This is a genomic window from Nocardia sp. NPDC055321, from assembly GCF_053645575.1.
The window spans coordinates 361,700-376,289 of record NZ_JBSHMS010000002.1; the positions used below are offsets into that span (position 1 = coordinate 361,700).

Below are 14,590 nucleotides of genomic sequence, written 5' to 3' on the forward strand. Positions count from 1 at the left end.
CGCTCACCCCGGGAGGGATATTCTTCCCGCCCACAGCGAGTCTGACCGGATCCGACACGTTCCCCAACGCCGGGCGCGGCGCGTCGGCGCTCGTCGGAGGGAAGCATCGATCCTGGCCCGCGCACCCGACGCCCGCGCACCCGACGCCCGCGCACCCGGCGCGCCCGGCCGAGAACCCTCAGCCCCGTACCGCGTCGGTGGCGGCGGCCTGCGCGCGATCCAGCGCGAGCGGCACCGGCACCCGCCCGAGGAACATCTCCGCCAGTATCGGATCCATCGCCGCGAGCGCGGCCGGAAAGCCCGGTCCGCCGCCGGCGCCGGTCTGCCCGTCCCGCAGGACGTCGAAGAACGGGGAGACATCCACCCCGCGCCCGGTCCAATACTCCCGGTACACGCGCTGTTCGGACACCACCGCCGGGATGGTGTTCCCGTCCAGCCCGAGGTACCGGTTGCCCGCCGCGCTCCCCAGCCAGGCCAGGACCCGGCGCACCTGGTCCGGATGGCGTGTCGCGGCGTTGCCCGCCCCTGCCCCGTTCTGCCCACCTGAGCGGTCCGCTCCGAAATCACCATCGATCGTTGCTGCGGTCGGTGGGAGCCTACGTGCATCGCGCCGACCGGCTCTACCTCGGGATGATGCGTACAGCCTGCGGGGCGCCGAGTGCAAGCGAAGCGCACACAACACCGCAATCACCGCAGGCGAGCAGCAAGGTGAGCTCCGTTAATGCGTCGATTGGCGAAAGGGCGCGCAAGATCGCAGATGCTGCCGTGCCAGCCCACCGATTACGCGTCCTCGGTATCGGCGGGCGCCACCGCGCTTGAAATCGTCAGGTCGGAGGGACGCGGGGTGTAGGCGCTGGGCGGACTTACTGTCGGTTATTGCCACTATGCTGACCCGCTTACATGACTTCTCCCGCGGAAACCGCACCAGCCCTTCGGGATACGGGCCAGACTGAGACGAGAGGTCTCAAAGTGTATGAGGAGCGATGACGGGCACAACAGCGGGGGAAGATGAAGCTGGCACAGGCACAAATTCGGCGCGCAGAGCGCGGAAGCGGCTTGAGGATCACCGAAAATGCATGATCACCACCACCATGGAGGTCATGGAGCAGCGGGGGTTGCCACTGGATCCGAAGTACATGAATGTACCGGAGCTGATGAAAGTGGCCGGCGTGCCCAAGTCTACGTTCTACCGCGCCTTCGGTTCGATCGAGAAGTTCTACATCGAGCTGGTCGAGGCGATGGTGGAACCCACTCGCGCCGAGCACATCCTGCTGCATGAGGGCACCATCGCCGCGGCTGAGGAAGTGATCGCCAAGAACAAGCATCTGCTGCGCGACGAGCAGCGGAGGCTGGTGCCCGATGTCGAGGGCCGACGCGGCGTGCTGCACGAGGTGATCCGCAAGGCGGTGCAGTTCAATTTCGAGAACACATACCGTATGCGCGCCGCGCACACCTATGCCGCCCTGGCCGCCGCCCTACCCTCGTTACGCGATGACGACCTCTACCAGCGCGCACGGGATCTGCTGGCTGCGGCGGATTCTCGCGATATCCAGCGTATGGCCGACTTCTACGCTGGCATGCTGGCCGAGTTGGGCTGGAGGTTCAAAGACAACTTCCAGCCCACCACCTTCGCCGCGGCCGCCGCGGCGATCGTCAACGGGCTCGCGGTGCGGGCGACGATGAATCCCTCGGCCACCGATTCGATCTGGCTCGAGCACGAGCAGGGCAACCCGACCGAATGGCATCCGGCCGCGGTCGGGTTCCTGGCCGTCCTGGACGGGATGAGCGAACCGATCGAATCGAGGACCGAGCGAGGGATCAGCGTTGGCCGCGGCCGAGATAGCGACCTACCGGGTTGATCTGATCCTGTAGGGCCTCTACCTGGGTGCCGCTGAGGCGGGTGCGCCAGGTGAAGCCCTTTAGGACCAGATCGTTGATCGCCTGCTGGTACTGCTTGAACTCCTCGTCCGGGATGGGCTCGGGTCGCATGTAGGTGTCCTCGCGCGCTTCGGGGTGCGCGAGGGCAAGATGCTGGCGTTCGAGCATGGCGAGGTTGCGCAGCGTGCCGCCGGCGCCGCGGCGGCGGGTCACCGCCTGGGCGTAGTCGTAGAAGTAGATCGCGGCCTCGAGCAGTTCGATGCTTGAGGCGTCGATAATCGAGCCGTCGTCGGGGTCACCGGCCTCGTCGGGTTTGTGACCGATCTTCATCCGGGCCTTCGCGGCCAGGTATCGGGCGACCAACAGGTGGCGGATGATGCCGAAGCGTGCGCTGCGCAGCAGATCCAGGGGCGCGTCCTCGTACTCCTGGATGACCTCGCGCAGATCGGTTCCGGCGGATTCGGCTTCTTCAAGCGCGATGCCGAGCTTCTGCAGTCGGATCAGGCCGATGATGTCGCGTTGCTGCTGCCAGATGTCGTCGCCGGTGGCGGTGGAATAGCACGCGAGCAGCGCTTCCTTCACCTCATCGGCGCCGTGAGGGAAGGCCCTGCGGTAGATCGCGGCGTAGTTGTCCGCTCGGCTATAGGCCATCTCGATGGCGCACAACCGGGAGATGACTCCGGACAGTTCGTCGGCGGGTAGGGTGTCCATCGGCGGACGGCCTTGTGCGGCAGTGTGTTCGCACATCCGAAGCAGCGTGGCGGTGATCTCGCGAATGGAGACGATTTCGGGGCCGACGCGGTCGTCGCACAGCGCAGCGGATCGGTCGCGATGGAATCGGGCCAGTTCGGCCTTGAGTTGCCATCCCAGCCGGCGGGCGAAGACGATCTCGAGGTCCTTGAGAGAGCGGATCCGGCTCAACCCGGTGGTCTCGTACTCCAGCTGTTTGGTGGAGACGAGCAGCTCGGCGCGGGCCGCGGTCTGAGTGAGCCGGAATCCGAGCATGCAGTGGTCGTCGTTGTCGACATCGACGAATCCCAGACCGTGCTCGGCGTAGTCGAGGGCTTGGTGGGCGAGGCCGAGTACGACACCGCGCGCGCGGTCGTCGAGCGGCTTGCTGGACAGGCGCAGATTCTCCCGCTGGCAGTTGGCGAAGCAGGCCTCGGTGAGTTCGGTGCACCAGTAGATGATCTCGGTGGGATCGTCGGTGGCATCCATCCGCGTGAGCGCGGCTGTGTAGCCCGCTTGCAGTTCCTCGATGGTCGGATGCTTGCTTGAGATGCGGGCGAGTAGGCGGTTCTGTTCGGGATGGGCTTGGTATTTCCAGGACACGTCACGGGCGTGGCGTTCGGCAAGGTCGGCCAGTTGTGCCGGGACCGCCCGGCCCTCGGCCCGCATGCGCTCAGCCACCGCCGCGCCGACCTCTTCCACGGTTTTGAACCGGCGCAGCATGGTCGTGCGGACGATGCCAGCCTCCTTGCACAACTCCGACATTCTCAACTGCGACAACGGCTTTGATGGTTGGGTCGCCAAGCGGGTCAGTAAGGCGAGCTCGGTGGCGTCCAGTATCGTCTTGGTGCCTTGCCGGGCCCGGGTTTCTGCAGCTCGCTGCCGCCAATCGCGGTCGAGATCAACGGCAGGCGAATCCGTGGACATGCCGTGCTCCTCGTCATCTCAGGTTGATCCGAATCTTCAAGCTGTACAACGTGTAGCGTGCCACCGCGATCTGAGAGGTACAACCTGTATCGTGTTAAGACTCCCAGCCGCAACGGAAGTTTCGGCTGGGATTACAGCGCGGTACTATCTCCGGTAACGCTCGGCACGAATCTCGTCGGGGATATGGCCCCACCACGAGCCGGAAAAGTTAGTAAGACCAACAGGTATGACATCTCCACAGTCCGGGGAGGGCACCATGAGCGACAGCGATCCGCTGGCCGTGCCCGACCTGATTCTCGACACCGAATCCGACTCGTTAGCTGGTGATGACTGGCTGGCGGGCGATGGCGGCCTGGAAGGCGAGGGCGATGCCGCAGACAGGCTGCTCAACGGCATCTACGAGCTGATTTGTAGTGGCGCTGAGGCGTATCCGGCGCTGGCCGCCGATCTCGCGAACGCCGACCGGCACCGTCTGCGCACGGATCTGTTCCAGCCGATCTGGGAGGAATTGCAGCGCCGGACCGAGGGACCGCTGCCGCACTGCACCACTGCCTCCTTGCTGTACTTCCTCGTCCTGTCGCTGCTGGGACTCAAGCACCCGCACTGGGACCAGGACACCAATTTCGCGGTCGCCTACGTGGTGTTCCGCGGCCAGGCCCGGCTCGCAGGCTACGATCGCGACTTCCAGTTCAGTGACCTTGAGCGCGAGGTCGAGTGTGAGCAGGCCGCGTTCGTCGTCCGTGTTCGCTAAGACGAACAGGAGACCAGGTGTCCAACGGTGAGTTCCGTAATCCACTGTGCACCATCGCTTTTGCCAAAATTCCCAAGACCCAGACCGGCGTCGTCAGCCTGGAACTGCTTGGGACCGTGCTGGCGCGAATGGTGCGCCTGACACCGGAATCGGTGACCCGCGCCGAACTCGCGGCCGGCTTGCCGCAGGCACCCCGGCTGATTGACCGCCGCACACTGGCGCAGGCCACGCTGAGCAAGGCCGCCAAACGTCTGACCTGGTTCGGGCTCCTCGATGAGGATGTTCGGCGTCGGCAGGGCAAGCGCCACTACGTCCAACGGCTGCGCATCGGGAAGGGATACGTCACCGCCGCCGTGCACGTCGTGCTCGACAAGGACGTGCCCGCCGCGGTCACCACCACGCTGTGCGACATTGCCGGATCGACCGTCCTGGCCGAGGAATCCGACGAACTCACCGGCGCCGACTACGCACGCTGGGCCGAACTTGCCGTGCTCGTACACCACCAGGTCGAGTCGCTGCTCGATCAGGTGACCCAGGACCGCGGCGGTAACCTGCCCGCGCTGTTCGGGCTCGGCGTCGAACTCGGCGCCCCCGTGCTCAACGGCACTGTCACCCCGATCGTCGACATGACCAAGCTCGAACCGTTCCCCGTGAACCTGGAAGCCGAACTCCGCCAGGTCTTCACCGAAACCTTCGGCGAGATCCCCATCGTTATCGAGAACGACGCCGCCGCCCTGGCGGCCTTGGCTATCCGCGACCTCAGATACGCCCACGCCGATCTGGCGGTCGTGGCAGTTTTCCAAGGAGGCGTCGGTGGCGGCCTAGTGATGGACGGTCGGGTCCGACGGGGACAGGCCGGGCGCGCTATGGAAGTCGGCCACCTCGTCGTCGACTGTCCTCCCGGATGGCCGACCAGCTCCGAGACCGCGGCCGAACCCCGTTGGACCAGCGCGCTACAGCCAGCCAAATGCCCGTGCGGACGCCGCGGGCATGTTGACGGCATCTCCACGCCGGACAGCATCGGCGCGGAACTGGCAAAACCCGGCGCCGACCCGTACGAGGTCTACGCCCATGCCGGCGCGGCACTGGGGCGCGCGCTGTCTAACGTGTGCAACGTCGTCGCCCCCAGCCTGCTCATCGTCCACGTCCCCGCGGCGTTCAAGAACGCCGCGGAGGGCACGGCAGAGGCCGAGTACGTCAAAGCCGCTGAGCTCGAGGTCATGAGAACCTTCGCCCTCGACGTGCCGGACGCGACGACCGGCGTCGAATTCAAGGCACTACCGGATCACCCACACGAACTTGCCCTGCTGGGAGCGCGGGCGGCCGCCGTCAGCGTCTTGGACGTAGTCATCGAACGGGCACTAGCCGACGAAACCCCCGCAGCGCTCACGCAGAGCGACGGCCCGTTCGCCGATGACCAAACAGTGGAGCCGACCGAAACGGAGAACCTGGCAGTCCACGCCGAGTGAGCTCCGGTTACGAGCGGGAAGCCTCGAACTTGGTCAGCGCTTCGAGCATCGCCTTCTTCTCTGCCGCCAAGTCCTGCTCTTCGTCGGCGAACTGCTGTCGGATGGTCTCGGCGTCCTTGGCGAGATCCTCGGCGATGAGGCGGGCAAGATAGACATTGAGGGTCAACCCGCGCTGCTTGGCCAGGCGCTTTGCGCCGACGGCGAGAACCCAATCGATCTTGGCATTGATCTGCACCGGCGCCTTGTCGGCCCCCAGCTTGGCGCTTCCGGTCTGCATTTCGTCTTCACTTTTCGTCATAATCCACAACTGCCTTCGCGAGTTGGCGCCCGGTCACCGCGCCGATCGAGTAGCGAACCACCTTGATCCACCGCCCGACCAATGAAAGTGACCACTATCACCTGCGGCCAAGTTCGGCGTCGAGCCCCAGCACCCTTGCTCCTTGAGACCGATGGTCTCAACACTTCATTTGTACTCTACCTGCCGATTCTTGTCGCCATCCAGCGATGGGAAGCCCCCGGACTTTATCAAATCGCAACTTTGTCCTTGGTCAGTTTCGGCGATTCCGTTGACCAAGGATGAAGGAGCAAGGTATCCCGTGGAATGAATCCGGATGGTCGGTGGCTCAAGTCTGCAAGGCACATGTAGGGTGGCCCCAGGGTAACCATCAACAGTGGCCAATAGGCCGCAAGGGGGACCGCAGTAAGGAGCAGGCACAGTGACCAAGCTGTCCGACAAAAGCACCAACAGCGAGCAGAGCGAGAAGAGCGAGAAGCCTGGCGTCGGCCGCAAGCTCTTGAACCTCGCGACCAGCGCCCGGTTCTGGACGGTCACAAGCGGCATCGCCACGGTCGTGACGTTGGTGATCACGGTCGTGGTGCTGCTGGTGCAGGACGCGCCGGCCGAAACCCGCACCATCCCAGCGCCGGTGTCCGATCCCGCGATGAAATACTGGGGTTCGGCGATCGCGGCCGGTACCGACTGGTGGGGCATGAAGTTCACCGACTGGACCGAGGCGAGCCAGGACCGCGCTGACCTCGCTCTGCATATGCAGTTCGGCGTCTCGGCTCTGCACGGGGTCGTTCTGGCCCGGGTCGCCGATCCGAACTTTGCGAACTGCTGGAACGCCACCTACGGCACCACCCGGCTGACGCTCGACGAGATCCCCTCCGGCAGCACCGTGTGCGTGAAGACCCAGGCGCAGCGGATCGGCATCGTCCGCTTCACATGGATGAAGGAACCCACCGGCTACCCGCGCAGCATCGAGGTCAGCGGCATCATCTGGGAACCGCACAAGTAGTCCACCATGGACATGACGAAGGGCTCCACCGAAGTGGAGCCCTTCGTCAGGTCCACGCCTTCATGCTGTTTGGAGATATTCCGGCGAGATGGACGAGGTGGTCGCGTTCGGCGCGCAATTCGACGTCCGTCACGTGGCCCGGGGCCACGCGTCCATCGCGAACCTTGGCCCACTGCTGCTCATCTCGCCCCGAGTCGGCCAGCTGACTGCCGGTCGGCCGGGCGTCGCGGGGGACAGCCGCGCGAACATCAGATACAGCGGTATCAGGGTCACCGCCGCGGGCACCATCATGGTCCCCAGATACACCCCGAACAGCACGTCCCGCCCGGGAAAGCTCAGGCGCGCGAACGCGTAGGCCGCCATGATCGAGCAGATCAGCTGGCCGAAGGTGATGAACGCCGTCATGAGCGCGGTCACCAGCACCGCCCGGCCGAGCCCCTGGTCCAGCACGGTGGCGAAGTTCTCCGCGGTCGCCGGATCCGGTGGGGCGAGCGCGGATTCGCGCGCGAACCCCTCGGGGGTCTTGGCCGCGGTCATGGCGCTGAGGACCAGCGGCGCGACCGTGAGCAGCGCGCCCGCCAGCAGGATCGCGTACGCGGCGATGCCCCGCGCGGCCCGGGTCCGGGACTCAGTACTCATAGACGGTCCGATCCCGGAAGTACCGCTGCTGCGCGAGGGTGACGATCAGGACCACCGCGAACACCACCGCCGCCATGACCGCCGCCCGCCCCGGCCGCGCCGCGTCGAACGCCTCCGAATACATCCGCATGGCAACGACATCCGTGCGGTGGTCGGGCCCGCCCCGGGTGAGCGCGTACACCACGTCGAAGGTCTGGAAGGTGCTCAGCACGCCGGTCGCCAGGACGAAGAACATGGTCGGGCGCAGCAGCGGCAGCAGCAGCCAGCGGGTGCGACGCCAGCCCGTCGCCCCGTCCAGGGTTCCGGCGTCGAGGATCTCGCCGGGTATGGCGCGCAGGCCCGCGAAGAAGAACAGGGCGACGTAGCCCAGATTCATCCACACGATGACGGCGGCCACCGCGGGCAGTGCCAGCGCCGGTTCGCTGAGCCATTCGACGCGCCGGCCCAGCAGCGCGTTCAGCGCGCCGTCGGTGGGCGCGAACATCCACTGCCACAGCACGCCGACCGCGACCGGCGCGCACATCCAGGGCAGGGCGTAGACCACCCGCAGCGCGGTGCCGCCGCGGCTACGGCGGGCGAGCAGCGCCGCGACGGTGAAACCCAGCGCGGTCTGCGCGGGGACCACCAGGGCGGTGAGGGCGAGCGTCACCAGCAGCGAACGCCCGAACTCACGGTCGGTGAGTACCGAACGCCAGTTGTCGGCGCCACTGAACTCGATGGGCCCCAGGAGATTCCAGCTGTGCAGGCTCAGCCACAGCACGACGGCGATCGGCAGCACCAGAAAGCAGCCGATACCGAGCAGGCTGGGCAGCAGCAGGGCATAACCGGTGGCGATACGCCGATACGACCGGCTCATGGGGGTGGACGCTACCGTGCGGGGGTACGGTCCGGTTCATCCGCCGTCTGTGGAGCGGATGAACCGGACCGCGGTGCTGCCGGCGGGACTGCCAGCACCGTCGCGCGCGGAGGTCTAGGCGCGGCGGCGATCGAAAGGCGTTGCGGCAGCGGTCTGTGCGGCCAGGGGCCTTCCCCGGACGACCCTGGTCGCGGCGGCGCCGGTGCGACGATCGAGCAGCCACCACAGCAGGCGGTGCACGATGCGCTCGTACCGGTCGGGACCGCCCGTCACGGCAGTGCGCGCTCGTCGAGCACGCATCGTCCCTCCTCCACCAGCGTCGCCCGGGCTCGCCGGCGTACCTGGCAGGTCTCGACGGTGCAATCCAGATGGAGTTGCATCGCCGAATGGGCTTCGTCGACGCTCATGAGACCCGGATCCCTGCGACACCGCAGCAACCCGGCGACATGCATGTTGAGGGCGGTCAGTTGCATGTTCCGACCTCCGCCTCGAAAGGGTGAGAAGGGGTGACGACTTCGGCCATGACTCCTCGTTCCAGCAAGGGATTCCTGAAGTGCCCGGAGGACTCAGGAAAGGAAAGGGGCCTAGCAACACCTCTCCGGGCACATATCCAGCACACCACGAGCAGACGTCCGGCGGAGGAGTTTCGAAAAGGAGAACGCAAAATTGCGCGAATTCCCAGCAGCGAATCCGTTTGGGGGAGGAGGATTCCCCATAGTGGACGAAGCTCCCACGCGCTGCCGTGAAGCGGCCCGGGTCAGAGCCGTGTGGCCGGCCGGGTGACAGCCGCGAAGCGAGCTCCGGGCGGGAGCCGGTGTACCGCAACACTATCCCCGAGGGAAAGCGGGCGCTCACTCGCGCCGGCCCTTCCCGCTCGCGATCGAGACGGAGCTCGCCGTGTCAGATAGTCCTGCGTCATCCACCCTGCCTCGTCGTCAGCTGGGGCGCTATCTACGGGATTGGCGCAGTCAGGCCGGCCTGACCATCGCCGACGCCGCCAGGCTCATGGAGTGGGGCGCGAGCACGCTGCAGCGGCTGGAGAAGGGTAACGCCGATCGCATCCGCACCATCGACATCCACGAGCTGTGCCGCATCTACGGCATCCCGGCCGAGATCGCCGAGGGGCTCAAGGGTTTGGCGCAGCAGGCCGCGGTCAAGAGCTGGTGGCACTCCTACGGCGATCTGATTCCGGAGAACTTCGACGTCTACGTCGGACTCGAGGCATCCGCCCAGCAGTTGTCCTGCTACCAATCGGAATTGGTGCCGGGGCTGCTGCAGACGGCCGAATACGCAAGGGCCCTGAACGGCCTCGGCTACCCGGATGACACCGCCGCGGAGGTGGATCGGCGCGTTCAGCTGCGCATGCAGCGGCAGGCGATGATCACCCGGCGCATGCATCCGGCGACGGTCGCCATGGTGTTGCACGAATCGGTCTTGCGCCGCACAGTGGGAGGTGCAAAAGTGATGGCGACACAGGTGCGGCACTTGGCGGAACTGAGTACCCGGCCCAATGTCGATTTACGCATCCTGCCCTTCACAGCCGGTGTCCCCCTGGGACTTTCGACCGGTCCGTTCGTGATCCTGGAGTTCGGATCCGACACCAAGGGGCAGCCGGTGGAACCGCCCGTGGTCTATGTCGAAGGCTTCACGGGCGATCTCTATCTCGAAAGACAGGGCGACGTACAGCGTTATCGCCGGGCGCGCGATCACCTCGCGGACTGCGCCCTGGACGCACAGGACAGCAGGAACCTGCTGCGGCAGGTCGGCAAGGACTACTCATGAAGGACCGAGCGTGGGAAGAGGATGCACGATGAGCATGGAGCTGGCCGAGGCTCGCTGGTTCAAGAGCAGCCGCAGCGGCGCGGGCAAGGAATGCGTGGAGGTGGCGTTCCTGGCGGCCGCACGGGTCGGCGTGCGCGACAGCAAGAATCCGGACGGGCCGGCGCTGGTATTCGCCGCGGGGGAATGGGCGGCGTTCACCGCGGCCGTCGAAAGCGGTGCGTTCGAGGCCTGAATCCCAGCTCATGAGGCTGCCGGGCGGTGAACCCGCTGTTCGCCGCCCGCCGGTTCGGAAGATCACGATCCGGCGACCGTTGTGCAACGAAAACATGTTTGCCGCAGCTAAGCATGGGTAACCCATAAACCGTGGACCGTGGATTGAGAAATTATCGTCCCCGGTATCGGAAAATGGGTCCTGACGACTGGGTCGAACGGCTGATCGTGGGGATGCTCTTCGCGGTATCGGCGATGGGCATATACGTACTCACCGGAGCATTGATGCCCGCGCTGGCCGTGGGTGTACTGGTCGGCGCGGTGGCGCTCGGGGTCGTCGCCATGCTCTGACTCGGCGTTCCCGTGCTCCGAATCGGCATGGGGCGCACCGGAAGATGCTCCGACCTCGGGTAAAGCACGAAGGGTGGCACTCGATTTCGAGTGCCACCCTCTGCCGTATCGTCCGGGAATCGGCGCCCGCGGTCGCTAGCGGCGGAAGAGCTTGTTACCCAGCCAGACCAGCGGGTCGTACCGGTTGTCCACCACCCGCTCCTTGAGCGGGATCAGCGCGTTGTCGGTGATCTGAATGTGCTCGGGGCATACCTCGGTGCAGCACTTGGTGATATTGCACAGCCCGAGCCCGGCGTCGTCCTGGGCGAGATCACGCCGATCACCGACGTCGAGCGGATGCATTTCCAGTTCCGCGATGCGCATGAGGTAGCGCGGCCCGGAGAAGGCCTCCTTGTTCTCCTCGTGATCGCGCACGACGTGACAGGTGTTCTGGCACAGGAAGCATTCGATGCATTTGCGGAATTCCTGCGATCGCTCCACATCGCGCTGCTGCATGCGATAGTCCCCGGGCTTGAGATCGACCGGCGGGGTGAAGGACGGAATCTCGCGCGCCTTGCGGTAATTGAACGACACGTCGGTGACCAGGTCGCGAATCACCGGGAAGGTGCGCATGGGTGTCACCGTCACCACTTCGTCCTCGGTGAAGGTCGACATGCGGCACATGCACAGCAGTTTGGGCCGCCCGTTCACCTCGGCCGAACACGAACCGCACTTGCCCGCCTTGCAATTCCAGCGCACCGCCAGATCGGGGGTCTGGGTGGCCTGCAGGCGGTGGATGACGTCGAGCACCACCTCGCCCTCGTTGACCTCGACGGTGTAGTCCTGCAGTCCACCCCCCTCGGGATCACCGCGCCAGACCCTGAATTTCGCGTCGTAACCCATGGCTATTCCGCCTTTCCGGCGCCGTCCGCCACGGGGGCGAGTTCGGCTGGGCTGTAGTACTTTTCGAGCTCGGAACCGTCGAACAGCGCGAGCAGGTCCGCGCGCATGGGTTCCTGGTCCTCCGGGGTCACCGTCACCGCCGGCACGGAGAAGCCGACCTCGTCCGGGTCGATCCGGCACACCAGCAGTTTGTTGCGCCAGGCCGCGTCCATACCCGGGAAGTCGTCGCGGGTGTGCCCGCCGCGGCTCTCGGTGCGCAGCAGCGCGGCCTGGGCCACGCATTCGCTGATCAGGAGCATGTTGCGCAGGTCGAGCGCCAGGTGCCAGCCGGGATTGAACTGCCGGTGGCCCTCGATGGTGACGCCGTCGTAGCGGTCCCGCAGTTCGGACAGCTTCTCGATGGCCTGCTTCAGCTCGTGTTCCTTGCGGATGATGCCGACCAGGTCGTTCATGGTCTGCTGCAGATCCAGGTGCATGGTGTAGGGGTTCTCACCGCTGCCCTCGCCGGGCGAATCGAACGGCGCGACAGCGGATTTGGCCGCCGCGGCGATGTCGTTGTCGGTGATCGCGGGGCGCTGCGCGAGCTGTTCCACGTAGGTCGCCGCGCCCAGGCCCGCGCGCCGGCCGAACACCAGCAGATCCGACAGGGAGTTGCCGCCGAGCCGGTTCGAGCCGTGCATACCGCCGGAACACTCACCGGCGGCGAACAGTCCGGGCACCGTGGCGGCCCCGGTATCGGGATTCACCTCGATGCCGCCCATGACGTAGTGGCAGGTCGGCCCCACCTCCATGGGTTCTTTGGTGATGTCGACGTCCGCGAGTTCCTTGAACTGGTGGTGCATCGACGGCAGCCGCTTGACGATCTCGGCCGCGGGCATCCGCGAGGCGATGTCCAGGTACACGCCGCCGTTCTTGGTGCCGCGTCCCGCCTTCACCTCTTCGTTGATGGCGCGGGCCACCTCGTCACGGGGCAGCAGGTCCGGGGTGCGGCGCGCGGAGTCGTTGTCCTTCAGCCACTGATCCGCCTCCTCCTCCGATTCGGCGTACTGCCCCTTGAACACCGCGGGGATGTAGTCGAACATGAACCGCTTGCCCTCGGTGTTCTTGAGCACCCCGCCGTCGCCGCGCACGCCCTCGGTGACCAGGATGCCGCGCACGCTGGGCGGCCAGACCATGCCGGTCGGATGGAACTGCAGGAACTCCATGTTGATCAGGGTCGCCCCGGCGCGCAGGGCCAGCGCGTGCCCGTCGCCGGTGTACTCCCAGGAGTTCGAAGTGGTCTTGTAGGACTTGCCGATGCCGCCGGTGGCCAGTACCACCGCGGGGGTCTCGAAGAGGATGAACCGGCCCGATTCCCGCCAGTACCCGAAGGCCCCGGAGATCCGGTCGCCGTCCTTGAGCAGTTCGGTGACGGTGCATTCGGCGAAGACCTTGATGCGGGCCTCGTAGTCGCCGGTCTGGGCGAAGTCCTCCTGCTGCAGCGAGACGATCTTCTGCTGCATGGTTCTGATGAGTTCGAGTCCGGTGCGGTCGCCGACGTGGGCCAGTCGCGGGTAGGTGTGCCCGCCGAAGTTGCGCTGGCTGATGCGCCCGTCCTTGGTGCGATCGAACAGCGCCCCATAGGTTTCCAGCTCCCAGACCCGGTCCGGCGCTTCCTGCGCGTGCAGTTCGGCCATCCGCCAGTTGTTCAGGAACTTGCCACCGCGCATGGTGTCCTTGAAATGGGTCTGCCAGCTGTCCTTCTCGTTGGCGTTGCCCATGGCGGCCGCGCAGCCGCCCTCGGCCATGACGGTGTGCGCCTTGCCGAACAGCGATTTGCACACCACCGCGACCGAGAGGCCGTGTTCACGGGCTTCGATGACCGCGCGCAGTCCGGCGCCCCCGGCGCCGATCACGACGACGTCGTACTTGTGCCGTTCGACTTCAGGCATAGGACCGAATACTCCTGGGAGACATGTGAATTAGGAATCAGCCGATGAATCGGAGATCTTTGATCGTTTCGCTCGCGACCAACATGACGTAGAAGTCGGTGAGCACCAGGGTGCCGAGCGTGGTCCAGGCCAGCTGCATGTGACGGGTGTTGAGCTTGGACACCTGGGTCCAGTACCAGTAGCGCACCGGATGTTTGGAGAAGTGCTTGAGCCGCCCGCCCGCGATGTGGCGGCAGGAGTGGCACGACACCGTGTAGGCCCACAGCAGGATCACGTTGCCCAGCAGCACGATGTTGCCCAGGCCGAACCCGAACCCGCCGTCCTTGCCGTGGAACGCCGCGAGCGCGTCGTAGGTGTTGATCAGCGAGACGATGATCGCCACGTAGAAGAAGTAGCGGTGCGCGTTCTGGATGATCAGCGGAAGTTTGGTCTCACCGGTGTATTTCGCGTGCGGCTCGGCGACCGCGCAGGCCGGCGGGGAGAACCACACGGACCGGTAGTAGGCCTTGCGGTAGTAGTAGCAGGTGAGCCGGAAGCCGAGCAGGAACGGCAGCACCAGGAAGCCCAGCGGGATCCACATGGGCAGCTCGCCCAGCGGCGTGCCGAAATGGGCGGAGCCCTCGACGCACGAGTCGCTCACGCACGGTGAGTAGAACGGCGTCAGGTAGTGGTAGTCCGCGACGTAATACGCCGAGCGCACAAAGGCTCTGACGGTCGCGTAGATGATGAAGGCGGACAGCCCCAGCACGGTCAGCAGCGGCGGGAGCCACCACCGGTCGGTACGCAGCGTGCGCGCGGCAATCGCGGCGCGACTCCTACTGAATACCCCGGTCGCGTTCGATTCGGGAGCCTTGATCGGTGCGGCGCTCACTGCTGGATGCCTCGCT

17 protein-coding genes are annotated in these 14,590 nt (G+C 65.8%); 7 read left to right on the forward strand and 10 right to left on the reverse strand.

Annotated features, from left to right (window positions below; genetic code table 11):
- Window positions 1-178 precede the first annotated feature (178 nt).
- Window positions 179-490 carry a hypothetical protein gene (locus ACWIGI_RS04210; protein WP_454200885.1) on the reverse strand — a complete coding sequence of 104 codons (312 nt, stop codon included), beginning with the start codon at window positions 488-490 and terminating at the stop codon, window positions 179-181.
- A gap of 586 nt (window positions 491-1,076) precedes the next feature.
- On the opposite strand from ACWIGI_RS04210, the gene ACWIGI_RS04215 reads away from it, so the two are divergent.
- Window positions 1,077-1,859, forward strand: coding sequence for a hypothetical protein (locus tag ACWIGI_RS04215; RefSeq protein ID WP_454200886.1), 783 nt, complete (start codon window positions 1,077-1,079; stop codon window positions 1,857-1,859).
- Here the strand turns inward: ACWIGI_RS04215 and ACWIGI_RS04220 are convergent.
- Window positions 1,819-3,534, reverse strand: a complete 1,716-nt coding sequence (locus tag ACWIGI_RS04220) for a hypothetical protein (RefSeq protein ID WP_454200887.1) — start codon at window positions 3,532-3,534, stop codon at window positions 1,819-1,821. The two genes, ACWIGI_RS04215 and ACWIGI_RS04220, sit on opposite strands and share 41 nt — an antisense overlap.
- Window positions 3,535-3,790: 256 nt before the next feature.
- Between ACWIGI_RS04220 and ACWIGI_RS04225 the strand changes: the two genes are divergently transcribed.
- Both ACWIGI_RS04225 and ACWIGI_RS04230 read left to right on the forward strand, forming a co-directional pair.
- A complete protein-coding gene (locus ACWIGI_RS04225; RefSeq protein WP_454200888.1) occupies window positions 3,791-4,285 on the forward strand; it encodes a hypothetical protein in 495 nt (164 codons plus the stop codon).
- Between the two features lie 17 nt (window positions 4,286-4,302).
- Entirely contained in the window at window positions 4,303-5,754 is a 1,452-nt protein-coding gene (locus ACWIGI_RS04230) for an ROK family protein (RefSeq protein ID WP_454200889.1), read from the forward strand.
- A 7-nt stretch (window positions 5,755-5,761) separates the two neighbouring features.
- Here the strand turns inward: ACWIGI_RS04230 and ACWIGI_RS04235 are convergent, their stop codons facing one another.
- Window positions 5,762-6,052, reverse strand: a complete 291-nt coding sequence (locus tag ACWIGI_RS04235; RefSeq protein WP_454200890.1) for a hypothetical protein — start codon at window positions 6,050-6,052, stop codon at window positions 5,762-5,764.
- 418 nt (window positions 6,053-6,470) lie between these two features.
- On the opposite strand from ACWIGI_RS04235, the gene ACWIGI_RS04240 reads away from it, so the two are divergent.
- Window positions 6,471-7,052: a hypothetical protein gene (locus ACWIGI_RS04240; RefSeq protein ID WP_454200891.1), complete on the forward strand. Its 582-nt coding sequence runs from the start codon at window positions 6,471-6,473 to the stop codon at window positions 7,050-7,052.
- A gap of 129 nt (window positions 7,053-7,181) precedes the next feature.
- Here ACWIGI_RS04240 and ACWIGI_RS04245 read toward each other — a convergent pair whose 3' ends face one another.
- The 4 genes from ACWIGI_RS04245 to ACWIGI_RS04260 all read right to left on the reverse strand — a co-directional run bounded on the left by ACWIGI_RS04245 (window position 7,182) and on the right by ACWIGI_RS04260 (window position 8,954).
- Complete coding sequence (locus tag ACWIGI_RS04245; RefSeq protein WP_454200892.1) at window positions 7,182-7,691, reverse strand: carbohydrate ABC transporter permease; 510 nt, start codon at window positions 7,689-7,691, stop codon at window positions 7,182-7,184.
- The gene (locus ACWIGI_RS04250) at window positions 7,681-8,547 is read right to left on the reverse strand and encodes a carbohydrate ABC transporter permease (protein WP_454200893.1); all 867 of its coding nucleotides are present in this window, start codon (window positions 8,545-8,547) and stop codon (window positions 7,681-7,683) included. The genes ACWIGI_RS04245 and ACWIGI_RS04250 overlap by 11 nt, the downstream gene beginning before the upstream one ends.
- Before the next feature lie 114 nt (window positions 8,548-8,661).
- On the reverse strand, window positions 8,662-8,820 hold the full coding sequence (locus ACWIGI_RS04255) for a hypothetical protein (RefSeq protein WP_454200894.1): 159 nt from the start codon (window positions 8,818-8,820) through the stop codon (window positions 8,662-8,664).
- The gene (locus tag ACWIGI_RS04260; RefSeq protein WP_454200895.1) at window positions 8,817-8,954 is read right to left on the reverse strand and encodes a hypothetical protein; all 138 of its coding nucleotides are present in this window, start codon (window positions 8,952-8,954) and stop codon (window positions 8,817-8,819) included. The genes ACWIGI_RS04255 and ACWIGI_RS04260 overlap by 4 nt, the downstream gene beginning before the upstream one ends.
- A 490-nt stretch (window positions 8,955-9,444) precedes the next feature.
- Between ACWIGI_RS04260 and ACWIGI_RS04265 the strand changes: the two genes are divergently transcribed.
- From ACWIGI_RS04265 to ACWIGI_RS04275, 3 genes are all read left to right on the forward strand, one after another.
- Window positions 9,445-10,329, forward strand: a complete 885-nt coding sequence (locus tag ACWIGI_RS04265; RefSeq protein ID WP_454200896.1) for a helix-turn-helix domain-containing protein — start codon at window positions 9,445-9,447, stop codon at window positions 10,327-10,329.
- A 28-nt stretch (window positions 10,330-10,357) separates the two neighbouring features.
- Entirely contained in the window at window positions 10,358-10,561 is a 204-nt protein-coding gene (locus ACWIGI_RS04270) for a DUF397 domain-containing protein (protein ID WP_454200897.1), read from the forward strand.
- A 173-nt stretch (window positions 10,562-10,734) separates the two neighbouring features.
- Window positions 10,735-10,890 (forward strand): hypothetical protein, encoded by a 156-nt coding sequence (locus ACWIGI_RS04275; RefSeq protein WP_454200898.1) that lies wholly within the window; start codon window positions 10,735-10,737, stop codon window positions 10,888-10,890.
- A 135-nt stretch (window positions 10,891-11,025) separates the two neighbouring features.
- Here the strand turns inward: ACWIGI_RS04275 and ACWIGI_RS04280 are convergent, their stop codons facing one another.
- Genes ACWIGI_RS04280 through ACWIGI_RS04290 form a run of 3 tightly spaced genes read right to left on the reverse strand, consistent with a single transcriptional unit; the run spans window position 11,026 to window position 14,574 of the window.
- On the reverse strand, window positions 11,026-11,772 hold the full coding sequence (locus ACWIGI_RS04280) for a succinate dehydrogenase/fumarate reductase iron-sulfur subunit (protein ID WP_454200899.1): 747 nt from the start codon (window positions 11,770-11,772) through the stop codon (window positions 11,026-11,028).
- A 2-nt stretch (window positions 11,773-11,774) separates the two neighbouring features.
- Complete coding sequence (locus ACWIGI_RS04285) at window positions 11,775-13,703, reverse strand: fumarate reductase/succinate dehydrogenase flavoprotein subunit (RefSeq protein ID WP_454200900.1); 1,929 nt, start codon at window positions 13,701-13,703, stop codon at window positions 11,775-11,777.
- Window positions 13,704-13,740: 37 nt separating this feature from the next.
- Window positions 13,741-14,574: a hypothetical protein gene (locus ACWIGI_RS04290; RefSeq protein ID WP_454200901.1), complete on the reverse strand. Its 834-nt coding sequence runs from the start codon at window positions 14,572-14,574 to the stop codon at window positions 13,741-13,743.
- Window positions 14,575-14,590 lie beyond the last annotated feature (16 nt).